14 protein-coding genes are annotated in these 16,197 nt (G+C 59.4%); 8 read left to right on the top strand and 6 right to left on the bottom strand.

Annotated elements, in window-relative coordinates; genetic code table 11:
- Nucleotides 1-19: 19 nt before the first annotated feature.
- The 3 genes from D8U18_RS08585 to D8U18_RS08575 all read left to right on the top strand — a co-directional run bounded on the left by D8U18_RS08585 (nt 20) and on the right by D8U18_RS08575 (nt 3,698).
- The gene (locus D8U18_RS08585) at nt 20-562 is read left to right on the top strand and encodes a YaeQ family protein (RefSeq protein WP_056853617.1); all 543 of its coding nucleotides are present in this window, start codon (nt 20-22) and stop codon (nt 560-562) included.
- 52 nt (nt 563-614) lie between these two features.
- On the top strand, nt 615-2,324 hold the full coding sequence (recJ, locus tag D8U18_RS08580) for a single-stranded-DNA-specific exonuclease RecJ (protein WP_131107443.1): 1,710 nt from the start codon (nt 615-617) through the stop codon (nt 2,322-2,324).
- A 267-nt stretch (nt 2,325-2,591) separates the two neighbouring features.
- On the top strand, nt 2,592-3,698 hold the full coding sequence (locus tag D8U18_RS08575; protein ID WP_131107442.1) for an NADH:flavin oxidoreductase/NADH oxidase: 1,107 nt from the start codon (nt 2,592-2,594) through the stop codon (nt 3,696-3,698).
- A gap of 67 nt (nt 3,699-3,765) precedes the next feature.
- Here D8U18_RS08575 and glpD read toward each other — a convergent pair whose 3' ends face one another.
- From glpD to D8U18_RS08555, 4 genes are all read right to left on the bottom strand, one after another.
- Entirely contained in the window at nt 3,766-5,304 is a 1,539-nt protein-coding gene (gene glpD, locus D8U18_RS08570) for a glycerol-3-phosphate dehydrogenase (RefSeq protein ID WP_056853614.1), read from the bottom strand.
- 323 nt (nt 5,305-5,627) lie between these two features.
- Entirely contained in the window at nt 5,628-6,383 is a 756-nt protein-coding gene (locus D8U18_RS08565; RefSeq protein WP_056853613.1) for a DeoR/GlpR family transcriptional regulator, read from the bottom strand.
- Between the two features lie 95 nt (nt 6,384-6,478).
- Nucleotides 6,479-7,984: a glycerol kinase GlpK gene (glpK, locus tag D8U18_RS08560; protein ID WP_130906867.1), complete on the bottom strand. Its 1,506-nt coding sequence runs from the start codon at nt 7,982-7,984 to the stop codon at nt 6,479-6,481.
- A gap of 75 nt (nt 7,985-8,059) precedes the next feature.
- The gene (locus D8U18_RS08555; protein WP_056853611.1) at nt 8,060-8,911 is read right to left on the bottom strand and encodes an MIP/aquaporin family protein; all 852 of its coding nucleotides are present in this window, start codon (nt 8,909-8,911) and stop codon (nt 8,060-8,062) included.
- Between the two features lie 338 nt (nt 8,912-9,249).
- Here D8U18_RS08555 and ybaK point away from each other — a divergent pair, with 338 nt between their 5' ends.
- Together ybaK and D8U18_RS08545 are read left to right on the top strand one after the other, a co-directional pair.
- Nucleotides 9,250-9,720: a Cys-tRNA(Pro) deacylase gene (gene ybaK / locus D8U18_RS08550; RefSeq protein ID WP_056853610.1), complete on the top strand. Its 471-nt coding sequence runs from the start codon at nt 9,250-9,252 to the stop codon at nt 9,718-9,720.
- A 102-nt stretch (nt 9,721-9,822) separates the two neighbouring features.
- Nucleotides 9,823-10,605 carry a PhzF family phenazine biosynthesis protein gene (locus D8U18_RS08545; protein WP_056853609.1) on the top strand — a complete coding sequence of 261 codons (783 nt, stop codon included), beginning with the start codon at nt 9,823-9,825 and terminating at the stop codon, nt 10,603-10,605.
- A 114-nt stretch (nt 10,606-10,719) separates the two neighbouring features.
- Here the strand turns inward: D8U18_RS08545 and D8U18_RS08540 are convergent, their stop codons facing one another.
- Both D8U18_RS08540 and argF read right to left on the bottom strand, forming a co-directional pair.
- Nucleotides 10,720-11,829 carry an ABC transporter ATP-binding protein gene (locus D8U18_RS08540; RefSeq protein ID WP_131107441.1) on the bottom strand — a complete coding sequence of 370 codons (1,110 nt, stop codon included), beginning with the start codon at nt 11,827-11,829 and terminating at the stop codon, nt 10,720-10,722.
- On the bottom strand, nt 11,826-12,746 hold the full coding sequence (gene argF / locus D8U18_RS08535; protein ID WP_056853607.1) for an ornithine carbamoyltransferase: 921 nt from the start codon (nt 12,744-12,746) through the stop codon (nt 11,826-11,828). Before argF ends, D8U18_RS08540 begins: the two co-directional genes overlap by 4 nt.
- Nucleotides 12,747-13,153: 407 nt before the next feature.
- On the opposite strand from argF, the gene D8U18_RS08530 reads away from it, so the two are divergent.
- From D8U18_RS08530 to grxD, 3 genes are all read left to right on the top strand, one after another.
- On the top strand, nt 13,154-13,444 hold the full coding sequence (locus tag D8U18_RS08530; RefSeq protein WP_056853606.1) for a hypothetical protein: 291 nt from the start codon (nt 13,154-13,156) through the stop codon (nt 13,442-13,444).
- 134 nt (nt 13,445-13,578) lie between these two features.
- A complete protein-coding gene (locus D8U18_RS08525; protein WP_056853605.1) occupies nt 13,579-15,687 on the top strand; it encodes a molybdopterin oxidoreductase family protein in 2,109 nt (702 codons plus the stop codon).
- Between the two features lie 97 nt (nt 15,688-15,784).
- A complete protein-coding gene (gene grxD, locus D8U18_RS08520; protein WP_056853604.1) occupies nt 15,785-16,126 on the top strand; it encodes a Grx4 family monothiol glutaredoxin in 342 nt (113 codons plus the stop codon).
- Nucleotides 16,127-16,197: the final 71 nt, after the last annotated feature.

The following is a 16,197-nucleotide window of genomic DNA, read 5'->3' as shown; positions in this document are numbered from 1 at the left end:
CGTATCAAGAAGCCCGTTCATGGCCCAGCCGTCCACGACCTACAAGTTTGAACTGAACCTCACCGACCTCGACCGTAGCGTCTACGAGAGCGTCAAGCAGACCATCGCCCGTCATCCTTCGGAAACCGAAGAGCGCATGACTGTGCGCCTGCTGGCCTACGCACTCTGGTACAACGAGCAACTGTCTTTTGGCCGTGGTCTGTCAGAAGTGGATGAACCGGCCTTGTGGGAAAAAAGTCTGGATGACCGCGTCCTGCACTGGATCGAAGTCGGCCAGCCGGATGCCGAGCGCCTGACCTGGTGTTCGCGTCGCACCGAGCGCACCAGTCTGCTGGCTTACGGTAGCCTGCGCGTCTGGGAAGGCAAAGTGGTGCCGGCGGTGAAGAACCTGAAAAACGTCAACATCGCGGCCGTGCCTCAAGAAGTGCTGGAAACCTTGGCCAAAGACATGCCCCGCGTCATCAAGTGGGACGTAATGATCAGTGAAGGGACGATTTTCGTGACCGACGATCGCGGTCAACACGAAGTCCAGCTGACCTGGCTGCTGGGCGAACGCGGCTGAGGCTGCGCCATTCCCCAGATATCCCACATTCTAGAGAAGCACCTGTCACCCCATGCGCATCGAACCTCGCCTGTTGCCCGACACCTTGCCCTTCCTCGGTGATATTCCACCTTTGCTGACCCGCCTGTATGCGGCGCGGGGTGTGCAATCCGAAGCCGAACTGGACAAGAGCCTGGCGCGGTTGATCCCGTTCCAGAAGCTCAAGGGCATCGAGGCGGCGGTGGATCTGTTGGTAGTCGCCCTCGAGCAACGTCAGCGGATCCTGATCGTCGGCGACTTTGACGCCGATGGCGCGACGGCCAGTACCGTGGGCACTTTGGGCCTGCGTTTGCTGGGTGCGGCGCATGTCGATTATCTGGTGCCCAATCGATTCGACTACGGCTACGGCCTGACGCCGGAAATCGTCGCGGTGGCACTGGAGCGCCAGCCGCATTTGTTGATCACGGTGGACAACGGCATCTCCAGTGTCGATGGCGTGGCGGCGGCGAAGAAGGCCGGGCTCAACGTGCTGGTCACCGATCACCATTTGCCCGGCGACGAATTGCCGTTGGCCGATGCCATCGTCAATCCGAACCAGCCGGGATGCGAATTCCCGAGCAAGGCGCTGGCCGGTGTCGGGGTGATTTTCTATGTTCTCATGGCTTTGCGCGCGCGGTTGCGCGAACTCGGCTGGTACACGGACAAGCCGCAACCGAACATTGGCGAGTTGCTGGATCTGGTGGCACTGGGCAGTGTTGCCGACGTCGTACCACTGGATGCCAACAACCGGATTCTGGTGCATCAGGGCCTCGAGCGGATTCGCGCAGGCCGAGCCCGGCCGGGCGTCAAGGCGATCCTGGAAGTGGCCAAGCGTGATCATGCGCGCATTACCTCGACCGACTTGGGCTTTATTGTCGGTCCGCGCCTGAACGCGGCAGGTCGTCTGGATGACATGAGTCTGGGCATCGAATGCCTGCTGACCGAAGATGCCGGCCTGGCCCGTGAAATGGCTGCCCAACTGGACGGCATGAACCAGGACCGCAAATCCATCGAACAGGGCATGCAGCGTGAAGCGCTGGCCCAGCTCAAGGACCTGCCGCTGGAATCGATGCCGTTCGGGTTGTGCCTGTTCGATCCTGAGTGGCACCAGGGCGTCATCGGTATCCTCGCGTCGCGCATGAAAGAACGCTACTTCCGTCCGACCATCGCTTTTGCCGATGCTGGCGATGGTCTGCTCAAGGGCTCGGGACGTTCGGTGCAGGGCTTTCACATCCGCGATGCACTGAGCGTGGTGGCGGCGCAGCATCCGAACCTGATTACCAAGTACGGCGGTCATGCGATGGCGGCGGGCCTTACGCTGCCGCAAGACAACTTCCCGTTGTTCGCCGAGGCGTTTGACGCTGAGGTCCGCCGGCAATTGCGTGAAGAAGACCTGACCGGGCGCCTGCTGTCGGACGGCACCCTGGCGGTCGAGGAGTTTCACCTGGAGCTTGCCCGGGCACTGCGCCATGCCGGGCCTTGGGGGCAGCACTTTCCTGAACCGCTGTTTCACGGGGTGTTTCAACTGGTGGAGCAGCGCGTGGTTGGCGAACGGCACCTCAAAGTGGTACTGAGGAGCGAGTGTGGTTCGGTCAAGCTCGACGGCATTGCCTTTGGCATCGACCGCGACGTCTGGCCGAATCCGACCATCAAGTGGGTCGAATTGGCTTACAAACTCGACGTCAACGAGTTTCGTGGAAACGAGACGGTTCAGTTGATGATTGCCCACATAGAACCGCGTTGACCCCTTCGCGGGCAAGCCTCGCTCCTACGGATTACCGAAATCTGTAGGCGCGAGGTTTGCCCGCGAAAGCGATCTTTCTGACTCGCAACCTTTCTGAACCCTCCCTCATCCCTCGATGTCGACTAGGCTCTAAGCACTGCTTGATTTTCCTTGTGACGTCTTGTCGAATTCTTTTGCCCGCGGGGGCGGGTGTTGTACCTTTTTCCTGTCACTCGTCGACTTTCAAACAGAACCCTGGAGCCTGACCACTGATTCGAGAGGTGCCCCATGAGTCTGCTGCTTGAACCCTATACCCTTCGCCAATTGACCCTGCTCAACCGCATTGCGGTGTCGCCAATGTGCCAGTATTCGAGCGTTGATGGTCTGGCCAATGATTGGCACCTGGTCCACCTCGGCAGCCGTGCCATCGGCGGGGCCGGGCTGGTGTTTACCGAAGCCACGGCAGTCACGGCCGACGGGCGGATTACCGCGCAAGACCTTGGTCTGTGGAACGATGAGCAGATCGAGCCGCTGCAACGCATCACTCGCTTCATTGCCGCCCAGGGTGGCGTTGCGGGTATCCAGTTGGCCCATGCCGGTCGCAAGGCCAGCACCTGGCGCCCTTGGCTCGGCAAACATGGCAGCGTAAAACCTGAAGACGGTGGCTGGTTGCCGATCGGGCCGTCGCCCATTGCTTTTGATCCACAGCACACGCAACCCAAACAGCTTGACGATGGTGAAATCGCTGATGTGATTCAGGCCTTCGTCGATTCCGCCAAGCGCGCGTTGGCCGCCGGTTTCAAAGTGGTGGAAGTGCATGCGGCCCATGGTTATCTGTTGCATCAATTCCTCTCACCGCTGAGTAATCAGCGGCGCGATCAATGGGGCGGCTCGTTCGAGAACCGCATTCGCCTGGTGTTGCAAGTTACCGAAGCCGTGCGCGCGGTGTGGCCGCAAGAGTTGCCGCTGTTTGTCCGTGTCTCGGCCACGGACTGGGTCGAGGATGGCTGGAACCCGGATGAAACCGTCGAGCTGGCGCGACGCCTGAAAACCCTGGGGGTCGATTTGATCGATGTTTCGTCGGGTGGCACGGCGGTCAACGCGGAAATTCCGACCGGCCCTGGTTATCAGACGCGCTTCGCGGAAAAGGTCCGCAAGGAGGCGGAAATCGCCACCGGCACTGTCGGCATGATTACCGAGCCGGCACAGGCCGAACACATTCTGCGCACCTGTCAGGCGGATATCATTTTCCTGGCCCGTGAGTTGTTGCGCGACCCGTACTGGCCGCTGCATGCGGACGACGATCTCGGGGGACGCAAGGCCATCTGGCCGGCGCAGTACCAACGGGCTACTCATCGTGATCAACCCATTCATGAATCTGATCTGCGTGAATGATTGCGCCGTTACGAAAAAAGCCCCTGAATCGTGAGATTCAGGGGCTTTCGTTTGATCGGGAAACCAATCAGGCCGCTTCGATCTTGCTGCGGTTTTGCTCGACCTTGTTCAGGTAGTCCTTGAGCTTGTCCTGTTCCTCCGGCGTGGTGAACAGGCCTAGCTTGCTGCGGCGCCACAGAATGTCATGGGCGGTGGTGGCCCATTCTTCGCTGCACAGGTAGTCAACTTCGCGGGTATAGAGGCCGCCGCCGATGTGTTCGCCCAGATCGCCAAGGTCCTGCACCCCTTCGAGCATGCGCCAGGTCCGGCTGCCGTAGGTGGTGGCCCAGCGACGCGAGATTTCGGTCGGAACCCAGTCGAACCGGTCACGAATTTTCGAGCTCAACGCCTGCGGGGTCGTCATGTCTTCGCCGCCTGGCAGGGGCGAATCGGCGGTCCAGCTCGGTTTGATGTGCGAGAAGTACGGTGTCAATTGCGCCAATGCCGACTCGGCCAGTTTGCGGTAAGTGGTCAGCTTGCCGCCGAATACCGACAGCAACGGGGCTTCTTCGCCGGAGCCCGACAGGGCGAGGGTGTAATCACGAGTCACCGCCGACGGGTTGTCCGATTCGTCGTTGCACAGCGGACGCACGCCGGAATAACTGTGCAGGATATCGTCCCGGCTGATCTGTTTTTTGAAGTGGGCGTTGACCACGTTCAACAGGTAATCGGTTTCGCCATCGGTGATTGCAACCGCGGCAGGGTCGCCGGTGTACTCGCGGTCGGTGGTGCCGATCAGGGTGAAGTGGTTCAGGTACGGAATGGTGAACACGATGCGCTGGTCTTCGTTTTGCAGAATGTGCGCATGTTCGCCTTCGTACAGCTTCGGCACGATCAGGTGGCTGCCCTGGATCAGACGGATGCCGTACGGCGATTCCATTTTCAGGTCATCACGAATGAACTTGGCGACCCAGGGGCCGGCCGCGTTCACCAGTGCCTTGGCACGAATCGAAAACAGGCTGCCGTCGGCTCGTTCCAGGTGCAGGTGCCACAGCCCCTTGGTGCGACGAGCGCTGACGCAACGGGTCTGAGTATGAACGTGGGCACCTTTTTCCCGGGCTTCGATGGCATTGAGCACCACCAGACGCGCATCGTCGACCCAGCAGTCGGAATACTCGAAGCCTTTGGTGATTTCGCTTTTCAGTGCGCTGTCCGCAGCAAACTTCAGGCTTTTCGAGCCCTGGAGTTGTTCGCGTTTACCGAGGTTGTCATACAGAAACAGCCCGGCGCGGATCATCCAGGCTGGACGCAGATGAGGGCGGTGCGGCAACACGAAGCGCATTTGCTTGACGATGTGCGGCGCCTTGGCCAGCAGCACTTCGCGCTCGGCCAATGCTTCGCGCACCAGACGAAATTCGTAATGTTCGAGGTAGCGCAGGCCGCCATGGATCAGCTTGCTGCTGGCGGACGATGTGTGGCTGGCCAAGTCATCCTTTTCGCAAAGGAACACTGACAGACCGCGGCCTGCGGCGTCCGCTGCGATCCCTACACCATTGATCCCGCCACCAATGACGGCGATATCGTAGACCTCGGCAAGAGGGGGCGTAGGCAAGGTGGAAGTGGGCATCGGCTAAGGCCTCGGGTGTTTTTGATTTTCTGTATTTGATTACGAACATAAATGTTCATTTGCGAAAATACTAGCCCATAAAGATGCGCACAGCCAGTCAGCTTCGATTGAAAATACTCATCGAAGGGCGGCGAAAGGAAAATTTACGAACATTGAAGCGTTAGCGGAGGGCTTTTGTGGCGAGGGAGCACGCTCCCGCTCGGCGGCGAAGCCGTCGCATTGACGGCTGATCCGATGATTCTGAGGGAACTCGATTGAATGGTGGAAGGGCTGCCTCGCAGCCCAACGGGAGCAAGCTCCCTCGCCACAGGGGAGGGGGGTGCTTAAACGACTTCCAATCTAACCTTGTGCTGGCTCAACAACTGCGCCAGCGCCGGGGAAGGCTGCTGATCGGTCACCAGGCAATCGACCAGGCTGATCGGCCCCAGGCGAATCATGGCGTTGCGCCCGAATTTGCTGGAGTCGGCGGCGAGGATCACTTGTCGGGCATTGGCGATGATCGCCTGGGACACCCGCACTTCCTGATAATCGAAATCCAGCAAACTGCCGTCTTCATCGATGCCGCTGATCCCGACCAGGGCGAAGTCGACCTTGAACTGGTTGATGAAATCGACACTGGCCTGACCCACCACGCCACCGTCACGCCGCACGTTGCCGCCGGTCAGCAGCACGTCGAAGTCGTCCTTGGCACTGAGCATCGAGGCCACATGCAGGTTGTTGGTGATGATCTTCAGATGGTTGTGATTGAGCAGGGCGCGGGCGATGGATTCGGTCGTCGTGCCGATGTTGATGAACAGCGACGCGTGATCCGGGATCTGTGCGGCAATGGCTTCGCCGATACGCTGCTTTTCATCGCGCATCTGATCGGCACGCATGGCGTAAGCGGTGTTTTCGACACTGGAGTCGTAAGCCGCGCCGCCGTGGTAACGACGCAGCAAATTGGCTTCCGCGAGCTGGTTGATATCGCGGCGGATGGTTTGCGGAGTAACAACGAACAGCGTGGCCATTTCCTCGATACTGACGTAGCCGCGTTCGCGAACCAGTTCGAGGATTTGCTGCTGACGGGGAGGCAGATTCATGGGGCGTCCTTTGGGCTGCCGTGCAAAATTTGCCCATGATGCCGCAGGAATCCGCTCCCTGCCAGTTACATACAGATGCGAGTCTGCTGGTTGGCTTATTCAGCTTCGTCTTCAGAGGCCCAATCGCGAGTGCGGCTGACCGCTTTTTTCCAGCCGGCGTAAAGCTTTTCCTTCGCCGCTTCGTCCAGGGTCGGTTCGAACTTGCGCTCGATCACAGCCTTGCCGCGCAACTCTTCCAGGCTACCCCAGAAGCCACACGCCAGGCCGGCCAGGTAAGCGGCACCCAGCGCCGTGGTTTCACGCATTTGCGGGCGCTCGACCTGAGTACCGAGAATGTCGGCCTGGAACTGCATGAGGAAGTTGTTCGCTACCGCTCCACCATCCACGCGCAGGGCCTTGAGGCGTTCGCCGGAGTCTTGCTGCATGGCGTCGAGCACGTCGCGAGTCTGATAGGCGATCGACTCCAGTGCGGCACGGATGATGTGATCCACGCGTACACCGCGGGTCAGGCCGAACAGCGCGCCACGGGCATACGGGTCCCAGTAGGGAGCGCCAAGACCGGTAAAGGCCGGCACCAGGTACACGCCGTTGCTGTCCTTGACCTTGTTGGCGAAGTATTCAGTGTCGTGGGCGTCGTTGATGATCTTCAACTCGTCACGCAGCCATTGCACGGTGGAGCCGCCGTTGAACACCGCGCCTTCCAGCGCATAGGCCACTTCGCCGCGCGGGCCGCAGGCGATGGTGGTGAGCATGCCGTGGTTGGATTTCACGGCTTTGTCGCCGGTGTTCATCAACAGGAAGCAGCCGGTGCCGTAGGTGTTTTTGGCCTGACCGGCCTCGACACACATCTGGCCGAACAACGCCGCTTGCTGATCGCCGGCGATACCGCCGATGGCGATGCCGCTTTTGGTCTGGCCGTAGATTTCCGATGACGACTTCACTTGCGGCAGCATTTCCCGGGGGATATCCAGCACCTCCAGCATCTTCGTATCCCACTCCAGGGTGTGGATGTTGAAGAGCATGGTGCGCGAGGCGTTGGTGTAGTCGGTGACATGCACTTTGCCGCCGGTAAATTTCCAGATCAGCCAGCTGTCGACGGTTCCGAACAGCAATTCACCGTTGCGCGCGCGCTCACGGCTGCCTTCGACGTTGTCGAGAATCCATTTGAGCTTGGTGCCGGAAAAGTACGGGTCGGTGACCAGGCCCGTGGTGTCGCTGATGTATTGCTCATGGCCATCGCGCTTGAGCTGCTGGCAGATTTCGGTGCTGCGTCGGCACTGCCAGACAATGGCGTTGTAGATCGGACGCCCGGTGTTCTTGTCCCAGACCACCGTGGTTTCACGCTGGTTGGTGATACCGATGGCCGCGACCTGATCGTGATGCAGGCCGGCTTGCGCCAGCGCCTCGACCATCACCGCGCTTTGCGTGGCAAAGATCTCCATCGGGTCATGTTCGACCCAGCCGGCTTGCGGGTAGTGCTGTGCGAACTCCCGCTGGGCGGTGCAGACCACGTTGGCGTCGCGGTCGAAAATGATCGCGCGGGAGCTGGTCGTACCCTGATCGAGGGCAATGATGTAGTTCTTATTCTGAGTGTCGGTCATGTCGATTGCCTTGGACGAAATATGGGAGCGAGTTCTGGCGCGCGATCTGTTCGGCAGGATCATGCGCCAACGGTATCAAGAAATTCTCGGTTTGCCGTCAATGGCCGGTGTTGCTTCCTTCATTGCGGGCTCGGTGCTCGGTAGATGGCGGGCGATCAAGCCGCGATAAGCGGCTGCACCCAGGCAGGCACCGACGATCGGTGCAAATATCGGAATCAGGAAATACGGAATATCGCGACCGCCGGTGAAGGAAATATCGCCCCACCCCGTGAAGAAAGTCATCAGCTTGGGGCCGAAGTCGCGCGCAGGGTTCATCGCGAAACCGGTCAGCGGTCCCATCGAACTGCCAATGACCGCGATCAGCAAGCCAATCAGGATCGGCGCCAGCGGGCCATTGGGCAGGCCATTGTTATCGTCGGTCAGCGACATGATCACACCCATCAGGATGGCGGTGATGATCACTTCCACCAGGAACGCCTGCGCCGTGGTCAGGCTGGGGTTGGGAAACGTGGAAAACACCGAGGCCAGTTCAAGGCTGGCTTGGGTGCCGCGAACCATGTGGTGAGTTTGTTCGAAATCGAAGAAAAGGTTGCTGTACAGCGTGTACACCAACAGGGCACCGCAAAAGGCGCCAGCGATCTGGGCAAAGATATAGAACGGTAGTTTGCGCTTTTCGAAATCGGCAAAAATGCTCAGTGCAATGCTGACAGCTGGATTGAGATGCGCGCCGGAAACCCCGGCGGTCAAGTAGATGGCCATGCTCACGCCGACGCCCCAGATGATGCTGATTTCCCACAAGCCGAAGCTGGCGCCCGCGACCTTGAGCGCGGCAACACAACCCGTACCAAAAAAGATCAGCAGCGCAGTACCTAAAAATTCGGCCATGCATTGGCTCGAGAGGGACGGTTGTTGTAAAGCGGTAGTCATTGAAACCTCATTTTTTTTCTTGTCTGGCGCTTTCATTCCATCATGGTCAGAGCGCGTTTTTCCCCAAGGCAGGATCCCCATCCTGTCCCGGATTACAGCTGGGCACTGCGGTAAGACGTTTCGTGCAGTTTCATAAACGAAAAAATATAGACAAGAAACACTGCTGTCAAAGGTCGAAAGTGAACCATTGGTCACAAATAAACTATTAATCCTGTGAATGATCCCAACGGGTGCTGATTGGTGGCCTGTTCAACCGGCACCGGGATAGAGCCTTTTGCGTATCAATGTCCTAGAATTCCGCGCAAGATTTTTTTACTGCCTCCCAGTCTGGAGCTGCCATGACCCCCGCATTGGATTTGCTGAAAAAGGTTCGCGCCGAACACCGTGTGCACAGTTATGAACATGATCCGAAGGCTGCGTCCTACGGGCTGGAGGCTGCAGAGAAGCTTGGACTGGACCCGGCGCAAGTGTTCAAGACTTTGCTGGCGGCCAGTGAAAAGGGTGAATTGCTGGTGGCGGTGGTGCCAGTTGGCGGCAGCCTGGATTTGAAACACCTGGCCCACGCCGCCGGGGTGAAAAAAGTCGAAATGGCCGACCCCGCAGCTGCGCAACGCGCTACGGGGTATCTGCTGGGCGGGATCAGCCCGCTGGGGCAAAAGAAGCGCTTGCGCACATTTATAGACAATTCTGCCCAGCCCTTGGCGAGCATTTTCGTCAGTGCCGGTCGGCGTGGCCTGGAGGTCGAATTGGCCCCGGCGGTGCTGGCCGAACATACTCAGGCGAAGTTCGCCGACATCGGCCGCACCTGAGGGGCTGGATACGTCGCTGTATGGGGAAAATCGGGCTGTTCTGTCACTGGTGCGTTTTTCCCCGCGACCTCATGCTCGGCGACCTGACACAGGGAGATGGTTATGCAACTCGAGTTTCATCAGGTCGACGCGTTCAGCGATCAACCATTTAGCGGCAACCCGGCAATGGTCTATCGGCTGGACGCCTGGCTTGCCGATGAGTTGATGCAGAAGATCGCCGCCGAACACAACCTTGCCGAAACGGCTTTCGTCGTACGAGAAGGGCTGGGCTGGCACATCCGCTGGTTTACCCCGTCCACCGAAGTCCCGCTGTGCGGGCACGCGACGTTGGCCAGTGCCCATGTTTTGTTCGAGATCTACAAGGAACCGGTCGAGCGCCTGGACTTCACCTGCAAGTCAGGCCCACTGAGCGTCAGTCGCGAGGGTGGACGTTTGTGGCTGGATTTTCCGACGATCATCCCGTCGGAAGTGGGCGTGACCCTTGATGTCGAGCGTGCGCTCGGCGTGGAAGCAGTAGACGTGCTCGGCTCGAATGAATTGTTCGTGGTGCTGGAGTCTGAGCAGGCCGTGCTCGATTGCAAACCGGACATGGCCGCATTGGCAAAACTGCCGTGGCTGGGCGCCATCGTCACGGCCCGGGGCAGCAAACATGATTTCGTCTCGCGCTACTTCGCGCCGGCGATTGGCATCAACGAAGACCCGGTGACCGGATCGACCCATTGCAGCCTGATTCCGTATTGGTCGAAACGTCTGGGCAAGTCGGGTTTGACGGCTTACCAGTGCTCGGCGCGGGGCGGGGAGTTGTTCTGCCGGCTGGAAGGGGATCGGGTGAAGATAGGCGGGAATGCAACGCTGGTGGCCAGCGGCACGCTGATGCTGGGCTAATGCAAATCCGTTGTAGGAGCGAGCCTGCTCGCGATAGCGGTACATCAGCCAACATTGTTGTTGAATGTGAAACCGTCATCGCGAGCAGGCTCGCTCCTACAGGGAAGGTGTTGATTAACTAACGCTGCTGTACCGCCGCACACCCGATTCAACGGTCGGAATCTGCGCCGCCATACTGCCGCTCGCCTGGAATAGCACCAGGTGTTCGGCAGAGACACGAATGCCCACCTCGGCACCGATCTGTTGATCGACATGGCTCGGGAAGATCGACTCCAGCTGGGTACCGGTCGGCAATTGCAGGCGATAGAGCGTTGATGCGCCCTGGAAAGACTTGCCGACGATTCGTACCTTCAATGCGCTGTCTGGTGCATAAACGATATCGTCCGGACGCAGCAGTACGTCCACTGCGCCGCCTACCGGCCAGGTATAGGCCCGGTTACCGCGCAACTCGCCCAGCTCGGTTTGCACCGACTCCGGGCTGCTGAGTTGGCCACGAATGAAGTACCCCTGGCCGATGAAGCTGGCCACGTAGGGCGTCAGCGGTTCGTGATAGAGGTTGTAGGGCGTATCCCACTGCTCCAGCCGTCCCTCCTTGAAAACACCCACATGATCGCTGACCGCGAAGGCTTCTTCCTGATCGTGGGTCACCAGAATCGCGCTGGTGCCACGGGCCTTGAGAATGTCGCGTACTTCGTGGCTGAGCTTGCGGCGCAGTTCGCCATCGAGATTGGAGAACGGTTCGTCGAGCAACAGCAACTGCGGCTCGGGCGCCAGGGCGCGGGCCAGGGCAACGCGTTGCTGCTGACCACCGGAGAGTTCGTGGGGCAAGCGCTTGCCGAGGCCTTTGAGGTTGACCAGCTCCAGCAACTCTTCGGTGACGCGATCCTTTTGCGGATGCTTGCGAATCCCGAAGGCGATGTTGTCGGCCACACTCAGGTGCGGAAACAATGCGTAGTCCTGGAACACCATGCCAATCCGGCGCTTCTCCGGCGCGAGGGTGAAACCGGCGCTGGAGATGGTTTCTCCTGCCAGCTGGATGTCACCTTCGTGCACCGGCTCGAAACCGGCTATGGCGCGCAGGGTGGTGGTCTTGCCGCAGCCTGAAGAACCGAGCAGGCAACCGATGTCACCGGCGTTCAAATGCAGGTTGAGGTTTTGCACCACACGCTGGTCTTGATAACCGCAGGCGAGGTTGCGCAGGTTGAGCAGTAATGGCTGGCTCATGCGTGGTGATACGCCGGCTCAACGAGAAACTCGAGCAGGGCCTTTTGTGCATGCAAGCGGTTTTCAGCTTGATCCCAGGCGACCGAGCGTGCGTCGTCGAGCAGGTCGACGCTGATTTCTTCGCCGCGGTGCGCAGGCAGGCAATGCATGAACAGCACGTCCGGCGCGGCCAGGTCGAGCAGTGCGCGGTTGACCTGGTAGGGCGCGAACAGCTGAAGGCGCTTGGCGGTCTCTTCCTCCTGGCCCATCGAAGTCCAGACGTCGGTGCTCACCAGGTGGGCGCCGCGTACGGCGTCTTGCGGATCGCGAACGATGGTCACCCGGTCCCCAGCCTTGGCCACGAATTCGGGGTTGGGCTCGTAACCTTCCGGGCAGGCAACGCGCAACTGGAAGTCGAACTGGATCGCCGCTTCTATATAGCTGTTGCACATATTGTTGCCGTCGCCGATCCAGGCCACGGTCTTGCCCTGGATCGAGCCGCGGTGTTCGAGGAAGGTCTGCATGTCGGCCAGCAACTGACAAGGATGCAGGTCGTCGGACAGACCGTTGATCACCGGTACGCGCGAGTTGGCGGCGAACTCGGTCAGATTGCTGTGGGCAAAGGTGCGGATCATCACCGCATCGAGCATGCTCGACATGACGATGGCGCAGTCGCCGATCGGTTCGCCGCGGCCCAGTTGGGTGTCACGGGGCGACAGGAATATCGCCTGGCCACCGAGCTGGATCATGCCGGCTTCGAAGGAAATGCGGGTGCGGGTCGAGGACTTCTCGAAAATCATCCCCAGGACGCGGTTCTTCAAAGGCTCGAACAGTACGCCGCGGTTACGCAGGTCCTTGAGCTCAACGCCTCGACGGATCACGCTGACCAGCTCTTCGGGCGTGCAATCCATCAGGGAGAGAAAGTGCCTTGCGCTCATCATTGACTACCTTTTTGCTACAAACCGCAGATGCTCAAAGCCTTGTTTGACGGAACAACGGGCGAGACCTGCGGCGTAAGCCGCACGGGGCGACGAAATAGGGGAAGGCGCGATCTTATAATTAAATGTCGCGTCTTACCAATAGGGCTACGGTTTTTAGGGGATTTCAGAGGGGCTACGGGATGACCGCAGTCGCGCATTTGAAGCCTGTTTCCTGACAGCAGCGGGCCATTTGTACACCGGGCCTGCGCGGCTTGGCAATCAAACGGGGCGCGGATAACGCATTGTGGGTCGGTTTGCGCCTGGATATTCGCTGAATTTCGCAACAGTACGTCTGATCTGAAATATTTGCTAATGCAAAGTGCTGGGTTATAAATAAGTCACGAGCGACGCAGGAAGCCACCGCAATGGAATCGAAAGAACAGCAACTTATGGAATTGCTTGGCCTTACAGCCCGCTCCCTGACGCACCTGACCGCGTCGATGACTTCGATGTCTTTCGAACTGCTGCGCAGCAACGATCAGACTACCCGCGACGCTGGTCGGCGGATGATCGACCGCATGGCCACCATCAGTGCCGGGCTCGACGATCACTGGCGATTGATTGGCGAACTGACCGGGGTGCATGTCGCCCACGAGCAGATCGAAACCATCCAGGAAATCCAGTCGCAGGCTCCACCGAGGCTGCCGTCAAGCTGATCGACAACGGCCATCGGCTGGCCTGATGGTCACCGATTCACAAGATGAACGTCGCTGGCGCGGTTGCGGGGCAGGCGCCATAGTTTTGTTTCCGCGGCCGACATTGCCCGCTCAGAACAAGACAGAGACTGGCCATGACCAAGACTCTCCATCACCGTGCCTGCCACCTGTGTGAAGCCATCTGCGGCCTGACCATCGAAACCACCGAGGCCGACGCCGGCAACCTGCAGATCACCTCGATCAAGGGTGACCCTCTGGATACGTTCAGCCGTGGGCATATTTGCCCCAAGGCTGTCGCCCTGCAGGATATTCAGAACGATCCTGATCGCCTGCATAAACCGATGCGACGGATGGGCAGCGAATGGCAGCCCATCGAGTGGGAAGACGCCTTCAAACTTGTCGCCGAGCGGCTGGCGGCAATCCAGGAACGTCACGGACAAAACGCAGTGGCGGTCTATCAAGGCAACCCCAGCGTGCACAATTATGGGTTGATGACCCACAGCAATTACTTTCTCGGCTTGCTGAAAACCCGTAACCGGTTTTCAGCAACGTCGGTTGACCAGTTGCCCCATCATTTGACCAGCCATTTGATGTACGGCCACGGTTTGTTGCTGCCGATTCCAGACATCGATCACACCGACTTCATGCTGATCCTCGGGGGTAATCCGCTGGCCTCCAACGGCAGCATCATGACCGTGCCGGATGTGGAAAAGCGCTTGAAAGCCATTCAAGCAAGAGGCGGCAAAGTGGTCGTGGTCGATCCTCGACGCAGTGAAACGGCGGCGATCGCCGACCAGCATCTGTTCGTGCGTCCTGGCGGCGACGCGGCGCTGTTGTTCGGCCTGCTCAATACGTTGTTCGCTGAAGGACTGGTCCGTGACAGTCACTTGCCTGTTGACGGTCTGGATGACGTTCGCGAGGCAATCGCGACATTCACCGCCGAAGCCATGAGCCCGCTTTGCGCGGTGCCAGCCGAGCAGATCCGCCAACTGGCGCGGGACTTTGCCGCTGCGCCAAGCGCGGTTTGCTACGGTCGCATGGGCGTCTCGACCCAGGCGTTCGGCACGCTTTGCCACTGGCTGGTGCAGTTGATCAACCTGGTGACCGGTAATCTCGATCGTGTTGGCGGCGCCTTGTGCACCGAGCCGGCGATCGACCTGGTGGCCTCTACTTCGGGTGGGCATTTCAATCTGTGGCAGAGCCGGGTGTCCGGGCGTCCGGAGTACGCCGGGGAGCTGCCGGTATCAGCGCTGGCCGAAGAAATATTGACCGAGGGCGAAGGGCAGGTCCGTGCGCTGATTACCGTGGCGGGCAATCCAGTGTTGTCGACGCCCAATGGCCGACAGCTGGAACAAGCGCTGGATGGACTGGAGTTCATGGTCAGTGTCGACTTGTACATCAATGAAACCACGCGATACGCCGACCTGATCCTGCCGTCCACCTCGGCGCTCGAAAACGATCACTACGACACGACCTTCAACATGTTCGCCGTGCGCAATGTCAGCCGGTTCAATCGTGCAATTCTGCCCAAACCCGAAGGTGCGCTGCATGACTGGGAGATTTTCGTCGGATTGGCCCAGGCATTCGCCGCGAAGACCGGCAAGGAGCTCAAACCCACCATCGCTCCGGCGCAGATGATCGATCGTGGTCTGCGCATGGGCCTGTACGGCGATGCGTCAGAGCAAAAACTGTCCTTGGCGACATTGTTCGACCATCCCCATGGCGTTGATCTGGGGGCGCTCAAGCCAAACCTGGCGTCGCGTCTGAAAACCGCCAACCAACGGATTCAGGCCGCACCTGCCGCGATCCTTGCTGATCTGGCGCGCTTTTGCGCACTCCAGGCCCCGGCAGCCGATGAGTTGCTGATGATCGGCCGTCGCCATGTGCGCAGCAATAACTCGTGGATGCACAACTATCATCGTCTGGTGAAGGGCAAGCCGCGCCATCAGTTGCTGATGCACCCCGATGATTTGGCCAGTCGGGGCTTGAGTGACGGGCAGCGTGTGCGGGTCAGTTCACGGGTCGGGGTAATTGAAGTGGAGGTGCTCGGCAGTCTGGATATGATGAAAGGCGTGGTCAGTCTTCCGCACGGTTGGGGCCATGCGCGCCCAGGCGTGCAAATGACGATTGCCAGTGGCCAGCCGGGCTCCAGTGCCAACGACCTGACTGACGAATGTCAGCTCGATGAATTGTCCGGAAATGCGGCGCTCAATGGCGTCCCGGTGACCGTGGCAGCGGCCTGATCGTATCTGACGGAGAGACCGAGCAGGGCGCTCGGCTTTCCGTTACAATGCGCCACCGTGCCGACCCATGAGTCGGAAAGTTCAGCCGAGGTGCTCCATGGATATCATCGAAACGATTAAAGAGCAGATTGCCAACAACACCATTCTGCTTTACATGAAAGGCTCGCCGAATGCCCCGCAGTGCGGCTTCTCCGCTAAAGCCGCGCAGGCCGTGATGGCATGTGGCGAAAAGTTTGCGTACGTGGACATCCTGCAGAACCCGGAAATCCGCGCCAACCTGCCAAAATACGCCAACTGGCCAACCTTCCCGCAGCTGTGGGTTGCTGGTGAGCTGGTCGGCGGTAGCGACATCATGACCGAGATGTCCGCCGACGGCTCGCTGCAGGCGCTGATCAAGGATGCAGCTGCCAAGGCTGCTGCTCCAAAAAGCGAAGCCTGATCTCGTATCTTTGTAGGAGCAAGCTCAGCTCCTGCAACGAGCAAGAACAAAAAAGCCCCGCTTCTTCAAAA

The sequence above is a fragment of the Pseudomonas sp. Sample_10 genome, assembly GCF_004321495.1.
GTDB lineage: Bacteria > Pseudomonadota > Gammaproteobacteria > Pseudomonadales > Pseudomonadaceae > Aquipseudomonas.
Note: the sequence above shows the minus strand (reverse complement) of the source record. Positions and strands in the feature narration are given on the sequence as shown.